The sequence below is a fragment of the Kocuria tytonicola genome (assembly GCF_003687175.1).
GTDB classification, from domain to species: domain Bacteria; phylum Actinomycetota; class Actinomycetes; order Actinomycetales; family Micrococcaceae; genus Kocuria; species Kocuria tytonicola.
In genome coordinates, this window is the sequence record NZ_RDEX01000003.1 from 144695 (window position 1) to 164598 (window position 19904).

18 protein-coding genes are annotated in these 19904 nt (G+C 71.7%); 12 read left to right on the top strand and 6 right to left on the bottom strand.

Going from position 1 to position 19904, the window contains the following annotated elements; translation table 11 throughout:
* Positions 1-22 precede the first annotated feature (22 nt).
* The 4 genes from EAE32_RS10475 to uraD all read right to left on the bottom strand — a co-directional run bounded on the left by EAE32_RS10475 (position 23) and on the right by uraD (position 3451).
* Complete coding sequence (locus EAE32_RS10475; protein WP_121865123.1) at positions 23-1582, bottom strand: nucleobase:cation symporter-2 family protein; 1560 nt, start codon at positions 1580-1582, stop codon at positions 23-25.
* 94 nt (positions 1583-1676) lie between these two features.
* Positions 1677-2561, bottom strand: coding sequence for a factor-independent urate hydroxylase (pucL, locus tag EAE32_RS10480; protein WP_121865124.1), 885 nt, complete (start codon positions 2559-2561; stop codon positions 1677-1679).
* Between the two features lie 72 nt (positions 2562-2633).
* Positions 2634-2960 (bottom strand): hydroxyisourate hydrolase, encoded by a 327-nt coding sequence (uraH, locus tag EAE32_RS10485; RefSeq protein ID WP_121865125.1) that lies wholly within the window; start codon positions 2958-2960, stop codon positions 2634-2636.
* Entirely contained in the window at positions 2957-3451 is a 495-nt protein-coding gene (gene uraD, locus EAE32_RS10490; RefSeq protein ID WP_121865126.1) for a 2-oxo-4-hydroxy-4-carboxy-5-ureidoimidazoline decarboxylase, read from the bottom strand. Before uraD ends, uraH begins: the two co-directional genes overlap by 4 nt.
* A gap of 354 nt (positions 3452-3805) precedes the next feature.
* Here uraD and EAE32_RS10495 point away from each other — a divergent pair, with 354 nt between their 5' ends.
* From EAE32_RS10495 to EAE32_RS10505, 3 genes are all read left to right on the top strand, one after another.
* Positions 3806-4540 (top strand): glutamine amidotransferase, encoded by a 735-nt coding sequence (locus tag EAE32_RS10495; protein WP_121865127.1) that lies wholly within the window; start codon positions 3806-3808, stop codon positions 4538-4540.
* Between the two features lie 106 nt (positions 4541-4646).
* A complete protein-coding gene (locus tag EAE32_RS10500; RefSeq protein WP_243635684.1) occupies positions 4647-5876 on the top strand; it encodes a CPBP family intramembrane glutamic endopeptidase in 1230 nt (409 codons plus the stop codon).
* Complete coding sequence (locus tag EAE32_RS10505) at positions 5860-7398, top strand: M18 family aminopeptidase (protein ID WP_121865129.1); 1539 nt, start codon at positions 5860-5862, stop codon at positions 7396-7398. Before EAE32_RS10500 ends, EAE32_RS10505 begins: the two co-directional genes overlap by 17 nt.
* A gap of 203 nt (positions 7399-7601) precedes the next feature.
* On the opposite strand, the gene EAE32_RS10510 is transcribed toward EAE32_RS10505, so the two are convergent.
* Complete coding sequence (locus EAE32_RS10510) at positions 7602-9023, bottom strand: glyceraldehyde-3-phosphate dehydrogenase (RefSeq protein ID WP_121865130.1); 1422 nt, start codon at positions 9021-9023, stop codon at positions 7602-7604.
* A 275-nt stretch (positions 9024-9298) separates the two neighbouring features.
* On the opposite strand from EAE32_RS10510, the gene EAE32_RS10515 reads away from it, so the two are divergent.
* The 9 genes from EAE32_RS10515 (at position 9299) to EAE32_RS10555 (ending at position 18856) form a co-directional block, all read left to right on the top strand.
* Entirely contained in the window at positions 9299-10231 is a 933-nt protein-coding gene (locus tag EAE32_RS10515) for a carbohydrate kinase family protein (protein WP_121865131.1), read from the top strand.
* 60 nt (positions 10232-10291) lie between these two features.
* Entirely contained in the window at positions 10292-10813 is a 522-nt protein-coding gene (locus EAE32_RS10520) for a YbhB/YbcL family Raf kinase inhibitor-like protein (protein ID WP_121846105.1), read from the top strand.
* A gap of 6 nt (positions 10814-10819) precedes the next feature.
* Positions 10820-11698 (top strand): HAD family hydrolase, encoded by an 879-nt coding sequence (locus EAE32_RS10525; protein WP_240625117.1) that lies wholly within the window; start codon positions 10820-10822, stop codon positions 11696-11698.
* Positions 11691-12581, top strand: coding sequence for a glycerophosphodiester phosphodiesterase family protein (locus EAE32_RS10530; RefSeq protein WP_121865132.1), 891 nt, complete (start codon positions 11691-11693; stop codon positions 12579-12581). Before EAE32_RS10525 ends, EAE32_RS10530 begins: the two co-directional genes overlap by 8 nt.
* A 133-nt stretch (positions 12582-12714) precedes the next feature.
* The gene (locus EAE32_RS10535) at positions 12715-12912 is read left to right on the top strand and encodes a hypothetical protein (protein WP_124035177.1); all 198 of its coding nucleotides are present in this window, start codon (positions 12715-12717) and stop codon (positions 12910-12912) included.
* Between the two features lie 107 nt (positions 12913-13019).
* Positions 13020-14666 (top strand): ABC transporter substrate-binding protein, encoded by a 1647-nt coding sequence (locus tag EAE32_RS10540; RefSeq protein ID WP_240625119.1) that lies wholly within the window; start codon positions 13020-13022, stop codon positions 14664-14666.
* 4 nt (positions 14667-14670) lie between these two features.
* Positions 14671-15627, top strand: a complete 957-nt coding sequence (locus EAE32_RS10545) for an ABC transporter permease (RefSeq protein ID WP_121846109.1) — start codon at positions 14671-14673, stop codon at positions 15625-15627.
* Entirely contained in the window at positions 15624-16799 is a 1176-nt protein-coding gene (locus EAE32_RS10550; protein ID WP_424321744.1) for an ABC transporter permease, read from the top strand. The genes EAE32_RS10545 and EAE32_RS10550 overlap by 4 nt, the downstream gene beginning before the upstream one ends.
* The gene (locus EAE32_RS10555; protein WP_121865207.1) at positions 16799-18856 is read left to right on the top strand and encodes an ABC transporter ATP-binding protein; all 2058 of its coding nucleotides are present in this window, start codon (positions 16799-16801) and stop codon (positions 18854-18856) included. Before EAE32_RS10550 ends, EAE32_RS10555 begins: the two co-directional genes overlap by 1 nt.
* Before the next feature lie 79 nt (positions 18857-18935).
* Here the strand turns inward: EAE32_RS10555 and EAE32_RS10560 are convergent, their stop codons facing one another.
* The gene (locus tag EAE32_RS10560; RefSeq protein ID WP_121865134.1) at positions 18936-19859 is read right to left on the bottom strand and encodes a LysR family transcriptional regulator; all 924 of its coding nucleotides are present in this window, start codon (positions 19857-19859) and stop codon (positions 18936-18938) included.
* Positions 19860-19904: the final 45 nt, after the last annotated feature.

A 19904-nucleotide genomic window follows, 5' to 3' on the forward strand; every position in this document is an offset into this window, starting at 1 on the left:
GTCGTCGCCGGGGCGGGGAGCCTCAGTGCTCCTCGGGGTCCTTCTTCACCTGCGGGATCTCCTGGGTCAGCGGCGCGGGGACCACCTCACCGGCCGCGGTGATCACCGGGACCTCGTTCCCCGCGGAGTCCACGAGCTTGCCGTCCTGCACGGAGTCGCCCTCCTGCAGGTGGCTCTGCAGGTGCTCGAGGGCCTCCAGCGGCACGTAGCGTGGCGGGGCCTCCGTGAACACCGAGCCGCTGCCCGCCGGCGGGTTGCCCAGTCTGATCTCGTTGAACAGGATGTTCAGCACCACCGCGGCCACGGCTGCGGAGCTGATGCCCGAGTGGAAGATGGTCTCGAACCAGGTGGGGAACCCCGCGTAGATCTTCGGCGCCGCAATGGGCAGCATGCCGATCCCGATGCTCGTGGCCACGATGATCAGGTTGGGTGTGCCCTCGTACTTCACCTTGCCCAGGGTGCGGATGCCCGACGCCGCCACGGTCCCGAACAGCACGATGCCGGCGCCTCCCAGCACGGGCACGGGCACGGCCGCGACCACGCGGCCGAGAACCGGCAGCAGGCCCAGCACCAGCATGATCACGCCGCCGGCGGTCACCACGAACCTGCTCTTCACACCGGTGATCGCCACCAGGCCCACGTTCTGCGCGAACGCGGACTGCGTGAACCCGTTGAACACGGGGGAGATGAAGGAGGCACCCATGTCCGCGCGCAGGCCGTCGGCAAGGCGCCTGGGGTCGATGTCCGTGTCCACGATCTCACCCACCGCGATGATGTCCGCGGTGGTCTCCGTGAGGATCACGAGCACCACGATGGTCATGGAGATGATCGCCGCGGGCTGGAACGTGGGCGGCCCGAAGGCGAACGGCTGCGGGAAGGCGAACAGGGCGCCGTCGCCCACCTTCGAGAAGTCCGCCATCCCCAGGAGCGCGGCGAGCACGGTGCCAAGCACGATGCCGAGCAGGATGGACAGCCGCGAGACCACGGCGCTGCGCACCTTGGAGAGCAGCATGATGATCAGCAGAGTGGCCCCACCCAGGCACACGTTCCTGAAGATGGTGTGCTCGTCCCCCTTGGCGGCCACCGCGGCCCCGCCCATGGCCCACTGCGCGGCCACCGGGAACAGGGAGAGCCCGATGGTCGTGATGACCACACCGGTGACCACGGGAGGGAAGAAGCGGATGACGCGCGCGAAGAACGGGGCCACCAGGAACCCGATGGCGGCGGAGGCCATCACGGCTCCGAAGACCGCCTGGATCCCGCCGCCACCGTTGACGATCGCGGTCATGGTGGCCACACCCGCGAAGGACGTGCCCTGGACCAGGGGCAGCTGGGAGCCGAAGAACTTCACCCCGAAGGACTGCAGCACCGTGGCCAGACCGCCCACGAACAGGCAGCACGCCACGAGCAGCGCCTGGTCGTTGGAGGACAGTCCCGCGGCGCCGCCCACGATCAGCGGGGGAGCGATGATCCCGCCGTACATGGTGAGGACGTGCTGGAAGCCGTAGCCGAGGCTCGGGCCGACGCCGAGGAACTCGTCCTCGGGCCGCGTGCGTGCCGCGGCGGTCGTGGTTGAGGACATGGGAAGAGCCTTCCGAGAGGGATGCGGGACCGGCCCCCGCCGTGGGTCTCGGGCCGCGGGGCCGGTCCTGCAGAGCAGTGGCGGGTCCTGGGGATCAGCAGAAGCCGGTGATGCCCATCCAGGCGTGCTCGTCCGGCTGCGCGTCCTTGCGCTGGACGGTCGCCTCGATCAGACCGAAGGGGCGGTCCGCCGCGTAGTGGGTCTCGTTGTCATTGGGCAGGTCGCAGAAACTCAGGTCGTACACGAAGTGGTGCTTGTTGGGGCACGAGAACTTGATCTCGTCGATCTCCGGGTGCGCCTCGATCACGGCCTTGCCCATGAGGTACAGCGTCTCCTGCAGGGCCCGGGAGTAGTGGTCCGTGAACTTGTCCAGGATGATCTTCTTGACGTCCGCGTACACGGCGTCGAAGTCAACGTCCGTGGTGTTGTAGCGCCAGCGGGTGGCCACGTCCGTGGACATGATCCGGTCCGTGGTCTCCGGCAGGGTGGTGTAGCGGTCCCTGGGGTAGCCGTGGAAGCCGGACTCCGTGGACTTGAGCACGGTGAGGTCCTTGAACCCGGAGATCACCGTCTGCTTCTCACCGTCCGTGACCAGCACGGAGGTGCGGACCTCCTGCTTGTTCTGCACGAAGCAGTGGTTGCTGTCGTTGATGCGGTCCCATGCGTGCTCGTCCGCGGCCCAGCGGCCACCGGAGACCCACTCGAACTCGGACGTGAAGTGCTCGGAGAGCTTGAGCAGCAGCTCCTCCGGGGAGTTCACGCCGTACTGCTGCACGAACGCGAACACGGTGTTCTTCTGGGTGTCCGTGGGGACGCAGTGGCCGTTGTCGCCCTGCGTGTGGACGGCGTCGAAGTCGCCGCGCAGCTGGGACGTGACCACCAGGTCACGGATCACGTGGCGCTCGGTGCCGCGGTGGATGCGCACCACGTGGTTCTCCGCCTTGCCGTACTGGTTCTTGCCGAGGATCACTTCGGTCATGGTCGTCTACTCCCTCGTGGCGGGTGCTTGCTGGTGGATCGGCAGTCGTCGACGCTCGGTCGGCTCCTGGGGTCAACTGCCGCGGTACGTGGAATACGCGAACGGGCTGAGCAGCAGGGGCACGTGGTAGTGGCCCTGCTCCTCTCGCGCCGTGAAGTCCACCGAGACGAACGGGTAGAACGTCTCCATGCCGCGGCCGGCGAAGTACGGCTCGGTCGCGAACACGATCCGGTAGTGGCCGGACTCCAGGGTGTCGGGGCCGAGCTCGCCGACCCGGCCGTCCTCGTCGGTGGTGGCGGTGGCGATCGTGCGCCCGTCACCGGTGAGGAGCGTGACGTCGATGCCCTGGGCGGGGCAGCCGTGCACGGAGTCGAGGACGTGGGCGGAGATGAAGCTCACGAGAGCATCCCTTCAAGTCGCAGGACGGCGATCTCGCGCAGCTGCTCGGCCACCTCGCGGCGCTCGTCCTCGGGGGTGTTGGCTGTGCGGCGGCGTGCCTCGGAGAGGATCTCCGGGAGGCTGCGCCCCGCGGCGCGGATCAGGAACACGTGGCCGAAGCGCCGCTGGTAGTCCAGGTTGGCCTGCGCGAGCTCGGCCTCCACGGTGGCGTCCGCGGACCCGAGCGAGGCCTGCTCGCCCCGGGAGAGGGCGGCCTCCGCGGAGTCGCCCGCGGCGCGCTCGCCGATCATCGGATGGTGGGACAGCGCGCGGTCCAGCTCCTCGTCCGTGAACGGGTGGGCCGCGGTGCGTGCCGTCTCCAGGGCAACGGCCACCGAGGCGTAGGGGCGGGTGGCCACCACGGCCTCGATCCACCGGGGCACGTCCAGGGCGGGGCGCACGGCATCGGCCGCGGCACGGGGATCCAGTGCGTTGAATGCGGAGAGGTTCACGGCCCAGCCTCCTCGGGGGGTGTGCGAGCTTCCCGTTCCGGGATGCGGAAAAACAATTTCACCGCCCCTCAGTGAACTGGATCACAAGGGGTCGCGTCAAGGTGGCACGGCGGCCACCGCCCCCGGCCCGGGACCACGGCGCCGCCCCCAACCGTTCCCTGAGTGAGCCGTCGGCCGCCGCTGTCCGCCCGACCCCCCCCGGCCGCCGCCGCTCTCCACTCGAGCCGCTGGCCGCAGCTGGGCTCTGCCCGAGCCACTGGCTGCCGCCGGGCTCTGTCCGAGTCGCCGGTTACCGGGGACGGTCTCCCGGGGAGGTGTCCGGGGGAGGAGCGCGGCGTGGCTAGCATGAGAGGCATGAAACCCTTCGTGCTCCTGGCCACACGTGATGATGACGCCCTTGCGGACGAGGAGTACGAGGCCGTTGCGCGCTTCGGAGGGCTCGAGGAGTCCCAGCTGCACCGCATCCGGCTCGAGTCCGGGGACTGGCCCGCGCTGGAGCTGGACGACTACAGCGGCATCATCGTGGGCGGCTCGCCCTTCAACTCGTCCGACCCGCCCGAGGAGAAGTCGCGGGCGCAGCGCCGCGCGGAGACCTGGATCAGCTCGTTGCTGGACGAGGTGGTGGCCCGCGACTTCCCGTTCCTGGGTGCGTGCTACGGGGTGGGGACGCTCGGGATCCACCAGGGTGCTGTGGTGGACCGCACCCGCCACGAGGAGGTGGGCCCCATCACGGTGACGCTCACCGAGGAGGGTGAGCGTGACCCCCTGCTCGCGGATATGCCCCGGGAATTCAGCGCCTACGTGGGGCACAAGGAGGGCACCCGGGTGCTGCCGCCCAACGCCGTGCTGCTCGCCGAGGGCTCCGTGTGCCAGGTGCAGATGTACCGCATCAAGAACAACCTCTACGCCACGCAGTTCCACCCGGAGCTGGACGTGGACGGCCTGGTGAACCGCATCCGCGTGTACAAGGACCTGGGCTACTTCCGCTCGGACGAGCTGGAGACCGTGGTGGACCGCGTGACCAACGGCCCCGCCGTGGACCAGGCGCCCCGGGTGCTCAGCGCGTTCGTGGAGCGCTACCGCCGCTGACGCCGCACGGGTGCCGGCCGCCGCTGAGGCCGCACGGGAGCCCCGCCCACGGCGGGCGCCCTCCCCAATCCGGCGCGCCGGGTCCGTGGCCGATACCGTGGGGAGCATGAGTCACTCCAGCGCCCCGTGGACCAGCCCCGCACCCCTCACCCTGGCGGGGCCCACGCATCCGCGCGGGAGCATGGTGGCGCACCCGGAAGCTCCTGGTGCACCCCGCACCCGCACCTACTTCTACCACCGGCTCGCGCTTGCGGACCGCAACCACCGCTGGTGGATGCCGCTGGTGGAGGGCACGCTGCTCATCGCGGTCTACCTGCTGCTGAGCATCGTGTTCGTGGTCGTGCTGGCGTTCGCCCTGCCGGACGCCGTCGCCGCGGACCTCCTGGACGCGGACCAGCTGGACCCGGCCGTGTTCTTCCTGATGTTCGGCTCGGTGGCGCTGCTGTTGCCCAGTGCGCTGGTCGCGCGGCTGACGCTCGGTCCCCGGCCGCTGGGGCTGATCTTCTCCGTGACGGGCCGGATCCGCTGGCGCTGGCTGCTCACGTGCTTCGGGGTGGCCGCCGTGGTGTACGCGGTGGTCAACCTGGGAGGCATCGGTCTGGACCTGCTCGGCGGCGGGACGCCCACACCCGTCCGGCCCGTGCCCGGTTTCTGGTGGCTGCTGGCCTCGGTCCTCCTCGTGGTGCCGCTGCAGTGCGCCGCGGAGGAAGTGGTGTTCCGCGGCTACCTGGCGCAGATGGTGGGCCGCTGGCTCAAGCACCCCGCGTGGGCCATCCTGCTCCCCGTCCCGCTGTTCATGCTGGGCCACGCGTACGACATCTGGGGTCAGCTCTCCGTGGGCATCATGGCGGTGGCGATGGGCCTGGTCACCTGGCGCACCGGCGGGCTGGAGGCGGGCATCGCCCTGCACGCCGTGAACAACATGAGCATCTCCCTGCTGGCCATGGCGGGGCTCGTGGACATGAACGAGACCTCCGGCGCCCCCGCGGACCTGATCCCCGAGCTGCTCCTCAACGCGGCCTACGTGGCGCTCGTGTTCTGGCTCGTGCGGCGCCGCCCCGCCGTGGCCGTGACCCGCACCGTGGTGCTGCCGCCGCCACCGGCCCCGCCCATGCTGCCTGCCGCCGTGCAGCGTCCCGCCGCGATCGCCGCGGACCGCTCTGGCCTGGCCGCCTACGTGGTGGACCCGGCCACGCAGGCCTACATGGTGCTCCCGCCGCAGTACGGGCCCTACTCGGTGCGGGACGGCCAGGGCCGGTACGTGGGTCTGCTGGACACACGCCCCGCGGTGGAACCCGCCCCCACCTACACTGAGCCCCATGACGGACACCACTGACACCACGGTCCCCGGCGACGCCTCCACGGCGGCCGGCACGCGCTCGGCCACCACGCCTTCGGCAGCAACGACGCCGCCCGGCGCCACCGCGCCAGACGTCCCCGCCCACGCCGCGTTCGCCCGGCAGCTGGGCGAGTTCGTCACGGCGTCCCCCAGCTCGTACCACGCGGTGGCCGCGGCGGCCCGTGAGCTGGACGCCGCCGGGTTCACCGCGCTGTCCGAGACCGCCCCGTGGGACGAGCTGGCACCGGGCCGCTGGTACACGGTGCGCGACGGCGCCCTGATCGCCTGGGTGACCCCGTCCGGTGCCGCTCCGGGCACCGGGTACCGGATCCTGGGCGCCCACACGGACTCCCCGGGCTTCAAGCTCAAGCCCCGCCCCACCACCGTGACCCACCGCTGGTACCAGGCCGGTGTGGAGGTCTACGGCGGCGCCCTGCTGAACTCGTGGCTGGACCGGGACCTGCGCTTCGCGGGCCGGCTGGTGGTGCGCGACGGGAACGGCGGCACCCGGGAGCTGCTCACGGCCACCGGGCCCGTGGCACGCATCCCGCAGCTGGCCATCCACCTGGACCGCTCCGTGAACGAGGCCCTCACCCTGGACCGGCAGCGCCACGTGCAGCCCGTGTGGGGAGTGGGGGACGCCCAGGACGCCGACGTGCTGGCGGCCCTCGCGGAGGCCACCCTGGCACCGGTCGCAGGGTCCGGGAGCGCGAACCCCACCCGCGAAACGCCCAGCACGTGGGAGACCGCCGCGTCGGGGAAGAACTCCACGGCTCAGGACGTCGGCACCACCGGAGCGAACCCCGTGTTGGGTTCCCTCGACCCAGCGGACATCCTGGGCTACGACATCACCGTGGCGGACACCCAGGCCCCGGAGCTGATCGGCGCCCAGCAGAACCTGCTGGCCAGCGGCCGCCTCGACAACCTCACCTCGGTCTTCGCCGGGCTGCGGGCCATGGTGGAGCACGCGGAGGAGTTGGAGTCCGCGCGGCAGATCAGCGTGCTCGCCGCGTTCGACCACGAAGAGGTGGGCTCCGCCACCCGCTCCGGCGCGGGCGGGCCGTTCCTGGAGGACGTGCTCGTGCGCATCGGGGCCGCCCTGGGCGAGTCCCGGGACGACCAGCTGCGCGCCCTGGCGAACTCCGTGTGCCTGTCCTCGGACGCCGGGCACCTGGTGCACCCCAACTACCAGGGCCACCACGACCCCGTGAACACCCCCGAGCCCAGCCGCGGGCCGCTGCTGAAGATCAACGCCCAGCAGCGCTACACCACGGACTCCGTGGGCGCCGCGCTCTGGGCACAGGCGTGCGAGCGGGCCGGCGTGCCCTACCAGGAGTTCGTCTCCAACAACACCGTGCCGTGCGGCTCCACCATCGGCCCCATCACGGCCACCCGCCTGGGCATCCGCACCCTGGACGTGGGTGTGGGCCTGCTCTCCATGCACTCGGCCCGCGAGCTCGTGCACACCGCGGACCTGCACGCCCTGCGCGGGGCCATCGGCGGTTTCTGGCGCGCCTGAGCGCTGTCCCCGGGGGTGTCAACCCGCTGGGGCGCGCAGCGCGTCCGGGCCGGTCAGGTCCAGTTCCCGCCCGCCCCACGCTCCACGTCCAACGCACGACGCCGCCCGGCGACCTTCGCGCAGAAGGCCACCGGGCGGTGTCGTCACCCGGTCAGGAGCCCGGCCCGGGAAGGGCGGCAGGCTCCCGAAGGTGGGGCAGAGGACTACGGCAGCTGCAGCATGGAGATGTCCGCCATGCGGGCCATCACGCGCACCACCTGGCACGAGTAGCCGAACTCGTTGTCGTACCAGACGTAGAGCACCAGGGACTTGTTGTTCACGATGGTCGCGAGCCCGTCCACCACGCCCGCACGGCGCGAGCCCACGAGGTCCGTGGAGACCACGTCCGGGGAGTCCACGTAGTCGATCTGCTTGCGCAGCGGCGAGTTCAGCGAGATGTCCTTCAGGAACGTGTTGACCTGGTCCTTGGACTCGGGGGCGTTCTCGAGCTGCAGGTTCAGGATGGCCATGGACACGTCCGGGGTGGGCACGCGGATGGCGTTGCCGGTGAGCTTGCCCTTCATCACGGGCAGTGCCTTGGCCACGGCCTTGGCGGCACCGGTCTCCGTGATGACCATGTTCAGCGCGGCGGAGCGGCCGCGGCGGTCGCCCTTGTGCCAGTTGTCGATCAGGTTCTGGTCGTTCGTGTAGGAGTGCACGGTCTCCACGTGGCCCTGCACGATCCCGTACTCGTCGTCCAGCACCTTGATCACCGGGGTGATGGCGTTCGTGGTGCAGGAGGCCGCGGAGATGATGGTGTCCTGCGGGGTGATGTCCTGGTCGTTCACGCCGCACACGATGTTCTTCATCTCGCCCTTGCCGGGAGCGGTGAGCAGCACCTTGCCCACACCCTTGGAACGCAGGTGCTGGGACAGGCCCTCCTCGTCGCGCCACACGCCGGTGTTGTCCACCACCAGGGCGTCGTGGATCCCGTACTCGGTGTAGTCGATCTCCTCGGGGGAGTTCGCGTAGATGAACTGGATCGGCACGCCGTTGGCCGTGATCACGTTCTTCTCCTCGTCCACCGTGATGGTGCCGTCGAAGGAGCCGTGCACGGAGTCGCGCCGCAGCAGGGACGCGCGCTTGACGAGGTCGTTGCCGGGTTTCTTGCGCACCACCACGGCGCGCAGGTTGAGTCCGGTGCCGTCGTTGCGGTTGAGCAGGATGCGCGCGAGCAGGCGCCCGATGCGCCCGAAGCCGTAGAGCACCACGTCGCGGGACTCGGCCTCGTTGTTGCCGTGCTGGTCCACGGCCGGGGCCAGGGCCTCGCGCAGGTAGGCGTGCAGGTCCGTGCCGCCGGACCCGGTGAAGCCCTGGTAGAGCTTGGCCACGTCCACGTTGCACGCGCCCAGGTTGAGGTCCCCCAGGGCCGTGACGATCTCCACGGTCTTCTCCAGGGGCAGCTCCTCGCCCAGGATGCGGCGGGTGAAGCGGTGGACCTTGATGATGTCCGTGACGGACTTGTGCACCAGGGAACGGCCGAAGGCGGTGGTGACCACCTTGTTCTCGCGGTGCAGCCGGCCCACCAGGGGGACCAGCTGCTCGGCGTAACCTTCTCGTTCTGACCAGGTGGCGCTCATGAGCATCCTTCTTCCTCGGCCCGGACGTCGTCGTGAGGGCCGTGTTGGGGTCTCGCGCGACGGTGCGCGGACTGGCGTGGTGGCGCGCCCCGCGGAGCGGCGCTGCTCGTCGAGGCAAGTTTACGGGTCCGCGCGAACCGTCCCCGTCCGTGGCGGTGGATGACGACGCCGCGGCGCCCCGCCCCGTTCGTGTGGAACCCGGCCCCGTCCCGTCCGTGCGGGACCCGGTCCGGCGGCGTCGTGCCGGGGAGCGGAACGGGCCCCTTTGCTACCGTGGAGCCATGTTGACCGTGATCGGTGAAGCCCTCGTGGACGTGGTGTCCCGCGGCGGCGAGGCACCCCGTGCGCACGTGGGCGGCAGCCCCATGAACGTGGCCGTGGGCCTGGCCCGGCTGGGCCAGGAGGTCCAGTTCATGGGCCGCTACGGGCAGGACGAGTACGGCCGCCAGGTGGTGGAGCACCTGCGGGAGAACGGCGTGCAGCTGCCTTTCGAGGCGGACGAGCGCCCCACCTCCGTGGCCCGGGCCACCCTGGACGAGCACGGCTCCGCCAGCTACGACTTCCAGCTGGACTGGTCCCTGGACGTCTCCCCGGCCCGGATCGACGAGCTGCTCGCGGACACCGAGCTGCTGCACGTGGGGTCCATCGGCGCGATGCTCGAACCCGGTGCGGGCGTGGTGCGGCAGGCGCTGGAGCGCGCCCACCGGCACGCGCTGATCTCCTACGACCCCAACTGCCGGCCCTCGATCATCCCGGACTCCTCGGAGGCCCGGGCGCGTGCCGAGCAGACCGTGGCGGTCTCCCACGTGGTCAAGGCCTCGGACGAGGACCTGCTGTGGCTCTACCCGCACCGCAGCGTCGAGGACTCCGCGCGGGCGTGGCTCGCCGCGGGTGCGCGCCTCGTGGTGGTGACCCGCGGCTCACTGGGCCCCTGGGCGCTCAGCCGCGGCACGGGGGAGGACGGTGTGTCCGTTCCGGCGGCACAGGTGACCGTGGCGGACACCGTGGGTGCGGGGGACTCCTTCATGGCTGCGCTGCTGTCCGGACTCGCGGACCGGGAGATCCTGGGGGCGTCCGCGGCGTCGTCCCTGGAGCAGCTCTCCGCGGGGGAGGTCACGGACCTGCTGCGCTGGGCCGCCGCGGCCGCGGGAGTGACCGTGTCCCGTTCCGGTGCGCAGCTGCCCACGCGCGAGGACCTGCCGCCGGGCGGCTGAGCCCCACCGAGCCAGTACCACCGAGTGAGCCCCACCGAGCGAGACGAGAGGAACACCGCCATGTACGACCGCCATCCCTACGCAGACCTCCCCGAGCTGCCCACCTTCACCGTGACCTCCACGGACGTGGCCGAGGGCGAGACCATGAAGACCCCGCAGCTCTCCGGTGTGATGGGCGCCGGGGGAGAGGACGTCTCCCCGCAGCTGTCCTGGAGCGGCGCCCCGGAGGGCACGCAGTCCTACGTGGTGACCATGTTCGACCCGGACGCCCCCACCCCCAGTGGCTTCTGGCACTGGTGCCTGTCCAACATCCCGGGTGACGCGAGCGAACTGGCGACCGGGGCGGCGTCGAACCCGCCGCGGGGATCGGTGCGCCACCGCAACGACGGCGGCACGGACGATTACCTGGGTGCCGCCCCGCCCGAGGGCCACGGTCCGCACCGGTACATCATCTGCGTGACCGCCGTGGACGTTCCCGCGCTGGAGGTGGACGAGTCCGCGAGCCCCGCCGTGGTGAACTTCAACCTGTTCTCGCACGCCCTGGGCCGCGCGTTCCTCACGCCCGTCTACGAAGCGAAGTAGGCGGCGGTGCCCGAACACCCCGGGGCCGGGGACCTGCCGCCCGTCCGGCTGCTCGCGAGCGACCTGGACGGCACGGTCCTCGGCCACGACTTCCGGTTCCGCCCGCGCACGCTGGAGGCCCTCGCCGCAGCGCAGGACGCCGGGATCCAGGTGGTGTTCGTGACCGGGCGCCCCAAGCGCTGGCTGCACCCCCTGCACGAGCAGCTCGACGACGTGGGGGTGGTCATCTGCTCCAACGGGGCCGTGATCTGGGATCCCGGACGGCAGCGGGTGCTCGGGTCCAGCGTGTTCGGCGTGCACGAGGCGCTGCCGGTGATCGAAGACGTGCGGCGCGCGTTCCCGGACTCCCTGTTCGCCGCGGAGACCCTGGACGCCGTGCACACGGACCACGGCTGGTCCCGCACGGACCGCATGGAGGTGGCGGACGTCCGGGAGGGCCCGCTCGCGGACAGCCTCACCCCGGGCGCCGGAGTGGTCAAGCTGCTCGCCAAGCTCGACGGCGCCGAGCCGGAGCACTACGTCCGGCGCGTCCGGGAGATCGTGGCCGGGCGGCTCGCCGTGACCCACTCGGTGGCGGCCGCACCCCTGGTGGAGATGGGCCAGCGCGGACTCACCAAGGCCCGCACCCTGGAGCGCTACGCAGCGGAGCTGGGCATTGCGCGGGAGGAGGTCATGGCCTTCGGGGACATGCCCAACGACCTCGAGATGCTCGCGTGGGCCGGGCGGGGCTACGCCATGGCCGACGGCCACCCGGAGGTCGTGGCCGCCGTGGCGCGCACCGCGCCACCGTTCACGGCGGACGGGGTGGCGCAGGTGCTCGAGGAGTACCTGGCCCGGGAGCACCCCGCGGCAGCGGGAACCACAGGGAAGGACGACCATGTCTGAGAAACCGTCGGCAGCTCCCGGACGCGGTTCGGACCGTCACCCCGCGGCGCTCGCACACCGCGGCTTCTCCCCGGACGGCCACGAGAACACCATGGCCGCTTTCCGTGCCGCCGCGGACCTCGGCTTCGTGTGGCTGGAGACGGACGTGCACACCACCCGCGACGGCGTGGTGGTCGCGTTCCACGACCCCTCCCTGGAGCGCGTCACGGGCGAGAGCGGCAACGTCAACGACCTCACGTGGGTGCAGCTGCGGGCGCTGAGCATCGGCGGCGAACACGGCATCCCCACGCTCGCCGAGCTGCTGCGAGAGCTGCCGCACGCGCGTCTGAACATCGACGTCAAGGACGAAGCCTCGGTGGCGGCGCTCCCGCGCGTGGTCGCGGATGAGCACGCCGCGGACCGGGTGCGCGTGACCTCCTTCTCCGACTCCCGACGACGCCGCACGCTCGCCACGGTCTCCCGGCTCACCGGGCGGCGCGTGCGCACCTCCGCGGGGATGCTGGGAACCGTGGGCTTCCTCGCGGTGTCCGCGGTGGCGCCCCTGACGGACCGGGTGTCCCCGAGGATCGCGTCCGTGCTGTGGCGAGCCCACCGGGCGGCGTGGTCCCGCGTGGTGGTCCCGTTCGACACCCTCCAGCTGCCCGAGACCCACGTGCTGCGGTTGCCCCTGGGTCGCCGGGTCACCGTGCGGGTGGTGTCCCCGCGGTTCCTGGGGCTCGCCCACCGGGAGGGCCTGTCCGTGCAGGTGTGGACCGTCAACGACCCCGCGGACATGCACCGGCTCCTGGACATGGGCGTGGACGGGCTCATCACGGACCGCGCGGACCTGCTCAAGGACGTCCTGGTGGCGCGGGAGCAGTGGCCGCCGGACCCGCAGGACTGACCGTGCCGTGCCCTTCCCCCACCCGTGGCACGGATCGGGGTACGTTGGGAGTGATCGGGGCCACGGGTGACCTCCGGCTCACCCTCCCGGTGTCCATCTCGTCGTGACGAGCCCAGGAGGTCGTGTGCACTGCATGCTCCGCACCCCTGCCCTCGCCGCCGGGGCCGCGTACTGCCGGATCCCCGCCGAACCGACGGGTCCCGGCTGGGCCCGCGCCGCGCGCAGCGGTGACCCGGTTCCGCGGTCCGCGATCTACCACCGCCGCCTCACCGCCCAAACCCCCCTGAGGGGTCACCGCGTGGTGGCCGCGCGTCTCGGCAAGATCCCGTAGCCGGGCTCACGCCCTCCCCGTGCCCACCGCTGCCGCGTGAGCACCGGGCACCCATGACACCCTTCCGCCGTTCGTCATGCCCGCGACCATCCTGCCTGCGAGGAACCATGAATCCTGTGCCACCGTCCACCCGGTCACCCGAGGGGCCCAGCGCCCCACGGGCCGGCTCCGACCTCCCGCTTGCCGCGCCGAGCCGCACCCCGTTCAGCCGTCGCGGCTTCATGGGACTGGGCGCCGCGGCGGCGTCGTTGGCGCTGGCGGGCTGCGGCGGGGGAGCGCAGCCCGGGCAGGTCACCGTGGAGGCCACGGGCGAACCCCAGCAGGGCGGGATCCTGCGGATCGGCACCACGGGTGGCGGCGCCTCCGACACCATGGATGCCAACGCCCCGGTGGGCACCGCGGACGGCGGGCGCGTGATGAACCTGTACGACCGCCTCTACGAGTTCGACCCCGAGTACAAGCTGATTCCGGGGCTCGCGGAGTCGGTGAAGTCCGAGGACGGCGGCAGGGCGTGGGTCTTCCGGCTGCGCAAGGGTGTGACGTTCCACGACGGGCGTCCGCTGACCTCGCGGGAGGTCGTCCACACGTTCCGGCGCGTCACCGATCCGAAGGACCCCAAGACCGGGGCTGCCGGGCTGGCGCTGCTCAAGCGCTCCGTGGCCGTGGACGAGCACACGGTGCGCTTCGAGCTGGAGGAGCCGGACGCCATGTTCGTGGACTCCACCGCGCAGAACTCCATGGGGATCGTGCCCACGGACTACGACCCCAAGAATCCCGTGGGCACCGGCCCGTTCCGTTTCGGCTCCTTCGAGCCGGGCCAGCTCACCGTGATGAAGGCCAATCCGGACTACTGGGGCGAGAAGCCGCACCTGGACGAGGTCCACCTGCTGAACTTCAACGACCAGGACGCGCTCGTGAACGCGCTGCTCTCCACCCAGGTGGACGTCGCGGGCCAGCTGCCGCTCGCCATGATCGACGTGGTGAACACGGACCCCCGCATGCACACCGTGGTCTCCCAGACCGGCAACTGGCTGCCGTTCACCATGCGCGTGGACACCGCCCCGTTCGACGACGCCCGGGTGCGGCAGGCGTTCCGGCTCGTGGTGGACCGGGAGCGGATGGTGGAGCAGGTGTTCTCCGGCCACGGCACCGTGGGCAACGACATGTACGCGCCCTTCGACCCCGGAACGCCCCAGCTGCCCCAGCGCACCCGGGACATCGCCCGGGCCAAGAAGCTGCTGGCCGAGGCCGGGCACCCGGACGGGCTCGAGGTGGAGCTCGTGACCGCTCCCATCCAGACCGGCGCCGTGGAGGCCGCCCAGGTCTTCGCGGAGCAGGCGTCCGAGGCCGGGATCACCGTGAAGCTGCGCCGCGTGGACGCCACCACGTTCTTCGGGGACGGCTACCTCAAGTACCCCTTCGCGCAGGACTTCTGGTACACCCGCAGCTTCCTCCCGCAGAGCGCGCAGGGTTCCCTGCCGAAGGCCCCGTTCAACGAGACCCACTGGGCGGACCCGGAGTTCCTGGCGCTCTACAAGAAGGCCCGCGCCACCCTGGACCCGGGCAAGCGCAACAAGGTGGTGGCCCAGGCGCAGCAGATCATGCACGAGCGCGGCGGGTACATCGCCTGGGGGTTCTTCGACCAGGCGGACGCCTACCAGAAGTACGTGGGCGGCGCGTTCAAGCACCGCTCGGGAATGCCCGTGAGCGGTTTCCAGCTGCGCTCGCTGTGGCTCGCCCAGGAAGGGAAGTGATCGCATGACCGCCATGATCCTCAAGCGACTGGCCGTCTCGGTCCTCGTGCTGCTGGCCGTGTCCCTGCTCGTGTTCGTCTTCACCCTCCTGCTCCCCGGGGACCCGGCCCAGGCGATCCTCGGCCAGCAGGCCACCCCGGAGCGGCTCGAGGCGCTGCGGGAGCAGCTGCAGCTCAACGATCCCTGGTACGTCCGCTACTTCTCCTGGCTCGGCGGGCTGTTCACCGGGGACCTGGGCACCTCCGCCGCCACGGGCGGTTCCGTGAACGCGCTGCTGGCCAGCAAGGTCTCCGCGTCCATGGTGCTCATGGTGATCGCGGCGGTGATCGCCATTCCCGTGGGGCTGCTGCTCGGGACCTGGTCCGCGATGCGCCGCGGCCGGGCCTCGGACCAGGTGCTCACGGGCTTCTCCCTGGTGCTCGCGGCCCTGCCCGAGTTCGTGATCGGCGTGGTGCTCACCACGCTGCTGTCCACCACGGTGTTCCAGCTGCTGCCCTCGGTGACCATGGCGGCCCCCGGCATGCAGGTGTGGGACTACCCGCTGCAGCTGATCCTGCCGTCCCTCACGCTGGTGCTCGTGGTGGTGCCCTACATGATCCGCATGACGCGGACCACCATGATCGACGTGCTGGACTCCGGATACGTGGAGATGGCCCGGCTCAAGGGGCTGCCCGAGCGTCAGGTGATCTTCAAGCACGCGCTGCCCCACGCCATCGGACCCGTGGCCCAGGTGGTGGCCATGCAGCTGGCGTGGCTCGCCGGCGGCATCGTGGTGGTGGAGTTCCTCTTCCGCTACCCCGGCCTCGGTCAGGCCATGGTGGACGCGGTGAACAACCGTGACGTCCAGGTGGTCCAGGCGCTGTCCATGATCATCGCCGCGTTCTACGTGGTCGTGAACCTGATCGCGGACGTGATCGGAATCCTTGCCAACCCCAAGCTGCGGACGGAGTCCCGCTCATGAGCGCGCAGAACCCGGCGGGACCCCCGCCCCAGGAGACCGGCGGCACCGCGGCCGCGGGCGACGTCGCCGTGGCAGCGGGTGCCGACCCCGCCTCCGAGGCGCACCGCCGCGGTGGCGCGGACGCCCCGGCACCCCAGGACTTCGGGCACTCCGAGTCCCGCGGGGACGCCCGGCCCGCGTCCTTCGCGCGGCGCGTGCTCACGCAGCCCGCCGCGAAGCTGGGTCTCGTGCTCACGGGGCTCGTGCTGCTGCTGGCCGTGCTCGGGCCGTTCGTGGTGCCCGCGTGGACCGGCCACGGGCCCAACTCGTTCGCGGGCAAGCCGTTCCAGACCGGGGTGTTCGGCACGGACAACCTGGGCCGTGACGTGCTCTCCCGCTTCCTGGAGGGCGGCTGGCGGCTGCTGCTGTACTCGGCGCTCGCCACCGTGGTGGGTGTGGGGATCGGTGCGGCCCTGGGCATGCTCGCCGCGTTCCGCAAGGGCTGGCTGGACGCCCTCATCATGCGCGGCGGTGACGTGCTGCTCGCCATCCCGCAGCTCGTGTTCGCGCTGCTGGCCGTCACGGTGCTCGGCCCTCAGGGGTGGGTGCTCGTGCTGGTCATCGGCATCACACACGCCCCGCGCGTGGCCCGCGTGATCCGCTCCGCGACCTCCGCGGTGGTCGCGGAGGACTACGTGCTGGCCTCCCAGATGTATGCCGTGCCCCCGTGGAAGATCCTGGTGCGGGACGTGGTCCCCAACGTCATGGGACCGCTCATGGTGGAGGTGGGGCTGCGCCTGACCTACTCGATCGGCGCCGTGGCGTCCCTGTCCTTCCTGGGCCTGGGCATGCAGCCCCCCACCCCGGACTGGGGCCTGATGATCAACGAGAACCGCATTGCGCTGGCCCTGCAGCCGTGGGGCGTGCTGCTGCCGGTGATCGCGATCGCCGTGCTCACCGTGGGTACCAACCTGATCGCGGACGCCGTGGCCGGCGCCTCCGCGGGCCGGGTGCAGACCGTGAAGTCCAAGAACTCCGCTGCGCCCGCAGGAACCCGGGGGGTCCGGGGGACCGGGCAGGGCAGCTCTCCGGCCGGGGCCGGGAACCCGGGCGGCCGCGGAGGTGACGCGGGTCCGCAGGGTGCTGCGGGCGTCGTCGGCCGGGCAGAGAAGAACGTGGAGGGGCAGCTGTGATGAGAAGGTCCGAGCAGAAGGCCCGGGAGAAGGCCCGCGGGACCGTGGTGCCCCGCGCCACCGTGGACACCGCCATCACGGTGTCCCACCTGGACGTGGGGGTGACGGGCGGCGGGCTCATCCTGGACGACGTGAGCTTCCGGCTGCGCCCCGGGCGCATCCTCGCGCTCGTGGGGGAGTCCGGCTCCGGCAAGACCACCGCGGCGCTCGCGTGCATGAACCATTTGCGCGCCGGGCTGGAGCTGCGCGGCGGCACCGTGGAGCTGCAGGAGGGCGCATCCCGCTTCCACCGCAACGCCGTGGACCTGCTCACCCTGTCGGAGAGGAAGATGCGCCGGCTGCGGGGCGGGACCATCGCGTACGTGCCCCAGGACCCGGCCCTCTCGCTCAACGGGTCCCTGCGCGTGGGCGAGCAGATCGCCGAGGTGCTGCGGGCCCACGAGTTCGGCCGCAACGCGCGCGAGCGGGACCTGCGCGTGGCGGAGGTGCTCTCCGAGGTGGGGCTGCCGAGCGACCGCGCGTACCAGAGGCGCTTCCCGCACCAGCTCTCGGGCGGCCAGCAGCAGCGCATCGGCATCGCCATGGCGTTCGCGTGCCGGCCCGCGGTGATCATCCTGGACGAGCCCACCACGGGCCTGGACGTGGCCACCCAGGACCTCGTGCTCAAGACCATCTACCAGCTGACCACCAAGCACGACGTCGCGGGGCTCTACATCACCCACGACCTCGCCGTGGTCGCGCGCATCGCGGACGACGTGGCGGTCATGCTCCACGGCGCCATCGTGGAGGACGGCCCGGCCGAGGAGGTGCTCCGGAACCCCGAGCACCCCTACACGCGCGCCCTGCTGGACGCCGTCCCGGACATGCGCGGCGCGCGGGACATGGGCGGCGGTCCCGCGGTCAGCCCCGAGCCGGGGATCCGCGCCCCGTGGGACGACGGCCGCTCCACCGCCTCCTTCGCGTCGCAGGAGCACACCGCCCCGGTCGCCCCGTCCGTCGTGGCCGACGACGCCGCACCGCACGTCGATGGTGCGGGCGCGGCCCGGTCTTCGGGCACGTCGGCCGAGCCGGGAACCCCGGAGCCGGGGACAGGCGGGGATCAGCCGCCGAGCACCGGTGCGCAGGGCTCCACCGCGGCGGCTGCCGGTACGGACGCCGGAGGGCACGGCGTCGAGGAACGTCCGGCGCCGGCTGTCGACGGCAGAGCGGGGACCACCGCCGGTGACGGCCCCGCCACGGGTGCTGCGACGCCCGGTGGGAACGCGGACGGCGTCGTCGGGTCCCGGGGTGGGAACCATCCCGTGGTGAGCGTGCGGGGACTGCGGATGGCGTACGGGCCGGCGGTGATCCTGGACGGGATCGACCTGGACCTCGCGGCCGGGCAGACCACCATGCTGCTGGGGGAGTCCGGGTCCGGGAAGACCACCCTCTCCCGCATCGTGGCCGGGCTCAACGCGGGCTACACCGGCGAGGTGCTGCTGGACGGACAGGTGCTCGCGCCCAGCACGCGGCGGCGGACCACCGAGCAGCGGCGGCGGATCCAGTACGTGTTCCAGTCCCCGTTCTCCTCCCTGAACCCGCGCCGCACTATCGGCGACTCCCTGCAGGTGCCGCTGCAGATGACCGGCGGCATGAACCGGGAGCAGCGGCGGGCGGCCGTGGCGGACGCGTTGGACGCGGTGCGGCTCGGGCGCAGCTACATCGACCGGCGGCCCGGCGAGCTCTCCGGTGGCGAGCGCCAGCGTGCCGCGGTGGCGCGCGCCCTCGTGAACGCGCCGTCCGTGCTGGTGTGCGACGAGATCACTTCGGCGCTGGACGTGTCCGTGCAGGCCTCCGTGATCGAGCTGCTGCGGGAGCTGCAGCACGAGCGCGGGCTGGCCATGCTGTTCGTGACCCACAACATCGCGCTCGCCCGGCACATCTCGCACAAGCTGGCCGTGCTGGAGAAGGGCAAGCTCGTGGAGTACGGCCCCACGGACGCCGTGCTGCGCAACCCCCGGCACGGCTACACGCGGTCCCTGCTGCGCCACGTGCCCACGCTGGAGGAGGCGGGCTGAGCCGGTTCGCGGACCGTGTGTGAGGAGAGGTTCTGACGGTCCGTGGGGCCCGGGCGTGGGCAGTTCTGCACCTCAGGGGTCAGGGCGCCACTGGCCGACCCCGTGCGGACCCGCAGCCCGTCCGCTGCGCCTCCGCGATCAGTTCCGCCGCGAGGCCCTGCGTCCGGCGGGGGCCGATCCACACGGCACGCAGCTCCCGGTGCAGGTCCAGCACGGCCGGGACCTGGACGAGGGTTCCGGCGGCCAGGGCGTCCTCCACCGCGAGCCGGCTGAGCACCGCCGGTGCGGAACCGGCCTGCACACTGACCCTCACTGCGGCGTTGCTGGGCATCTCGAGCAGAGCCTCCACGGGCCGGCCCAGGGCCTCGTCCAGTGCCATGCGGGTGCCGGACCCGGCCTCACGGGTGATGAGTGGGGTGGCGGCGAGCTCGGCGGTGCTCACCGGATCGTGACGGGCGGCCCACGGGTGCTGCGGGTGCACCACGAGCACCAGCTCGTCCCGGGCCACGACCGCGCGGTGCACCCCGGAGGGCGGCTTGGGGCTCTCGATGAACCCCACGTCGGCGGTGCCGTGCAAGACGTCCTGCACCACGTCGTGGGAGTTGTGCACGGTCACCTGCACCCGGGAGTCGGGGAAGGCGGAACGCACACCGGCGAGCCAGCGCGGGAGCAGGTGCTCCGCCACGGTCTGACTCGCGGAGACCCTCAGGGACAGTGTCCCGGACGCGTCCTGACCGAGGAGGGCGGCGCCGTCGACGAGCCGGCGTGCCGCCGTGACCACCGACCGCGCCCAGTCCGTGACGAGCAGCCCTGCCGGGGTGAGGGTGGACCCGCGGGTGGAGCGCTGCAGCAGAGGTACGCCCACGGAACGCTCCAGCCGGGCCATGGAGCGGCTCGCATTGGGCTGCGCCATCTCCACGGCACGGGCGCCGGCGGCCAGGCTGCCGTGGTCCGCGACGGCCACAAGGAGTTCCAGAGCAGCGAGGTCCGGCCAGTGAGACATATCCGCAAGATATACCCAGCATGTGGAACCGGGGGCTACCGGCGG

Excerpts from the sequence above, each read along its gene's own strand:
- EAE32_RS10475 (WP_121865123.1), bottom strand. The coding sequence starts at position 1,582 with ATGTCCTCAACCACGACCGCCGCGGCACGCACGCGGCCCGAGGACGAG.
- pucL (WP_121865124.1), bottom strand. The coding sequence starts at position 2,561 with ATGACCGAAGTGATCCTCGGCAAGAACCAGTACGGCAAGGCGGAGAAC.
- EAE32_RS10495 (WP_121865127.1), top strand. The coding sequence starts at position 3,806 with ATGAAACCCTTCGTGCTCCTGGCCACACGTGATGATGACGCCCTTGCG.
- EAE32_RS10500 (WP_243635684.1), top strand. The coding sequence starts at position 4,647 with ATGAGTCACTCCAGCGCCCCGTGGACCAGCCCCGCACCCCTCACCCTG.
- EAE32_RS10505 (WP_121865129.1), top strand. The coding sequence starts at position 5,860 with ATGACGGACACCACTGACACCACGGTCCCCGGCGACGCCTCCACGGCG.
- EAE32_RS10510 (WP_121865130.1), bottom strand. The coding sequence starts at position 9,023 with ATGCTCATGAGCGCCACCTGGTCAGAACGAGAAGGTTACGCCGAGCAG.
- EAE32_RS10515 (WP_121865131.1), top strand. The coding sequence starts at position 9,299 with ATGTTGACCGTGATCGGTGAAGCCCTCGTGGACGTGGTGTCCCGCGGC.
- EAE32_RS10520 (WP_121846105.1), top strand. The coding sequence starts at position 10,292 with ATGTACGACCGCCATCCCTACGCAGACCTCCCCGAGCTGCCCACCTTC.
- EAE32_RS10530 (WP_121865132.1), top strand. The coding sequence starts at position 11,691 with ATGTCTGAGAAACCGTCGGCAGCTCCCGGACGCGGTTCGGACCGTCAC.
- EAE32_RS10535 (WP_124035177.1), top strand. The coding sequence starts at position 12,715 with ATGCTCCGCACCCCTGCCCTCGCCGCCGGGGCCGCGTACTGCCGGATC.
- EAE32_RS10540 (WP_240625119.1), top strand. The coding sequence starts at position 13,020 with ATGAATCCTGTGCCACCGTCCACCCGGTCACCCGAGGGGCCCAGCGCC.
- EAE32_RS10545 (WP_121846109.1), top strand. The coding sequence starts at position 14,671 with ATGACCGCCATGATCCTCAAGCGACTGGCCGTCTCGGTCCTCGTGCTG.
- EAE32_RS10550 (WP_424321744.1), top strand. The coding sequence starts at position 15,624 with ATGAGCGCGCAGAACCCGGCGGGACCCCCGCCCCAGGAGACCGGCGGC.
- EAE32_RS10555 (WP_121865207.1), top strand. The coding sequence starts at position 16,799 with ATGAGAAGGTCCGAGCAGAAGGCCCGGGAGAAGGCCCGCGGGACCGTG.
- EAE32_RS10560 (WP_121865134.1), bottom strand. The coding sequence starts at position 19,859 with ATGTCTCACTGGCCGGACCTCGCTGCTCTGGAACTCCTTGTGGCCGTC.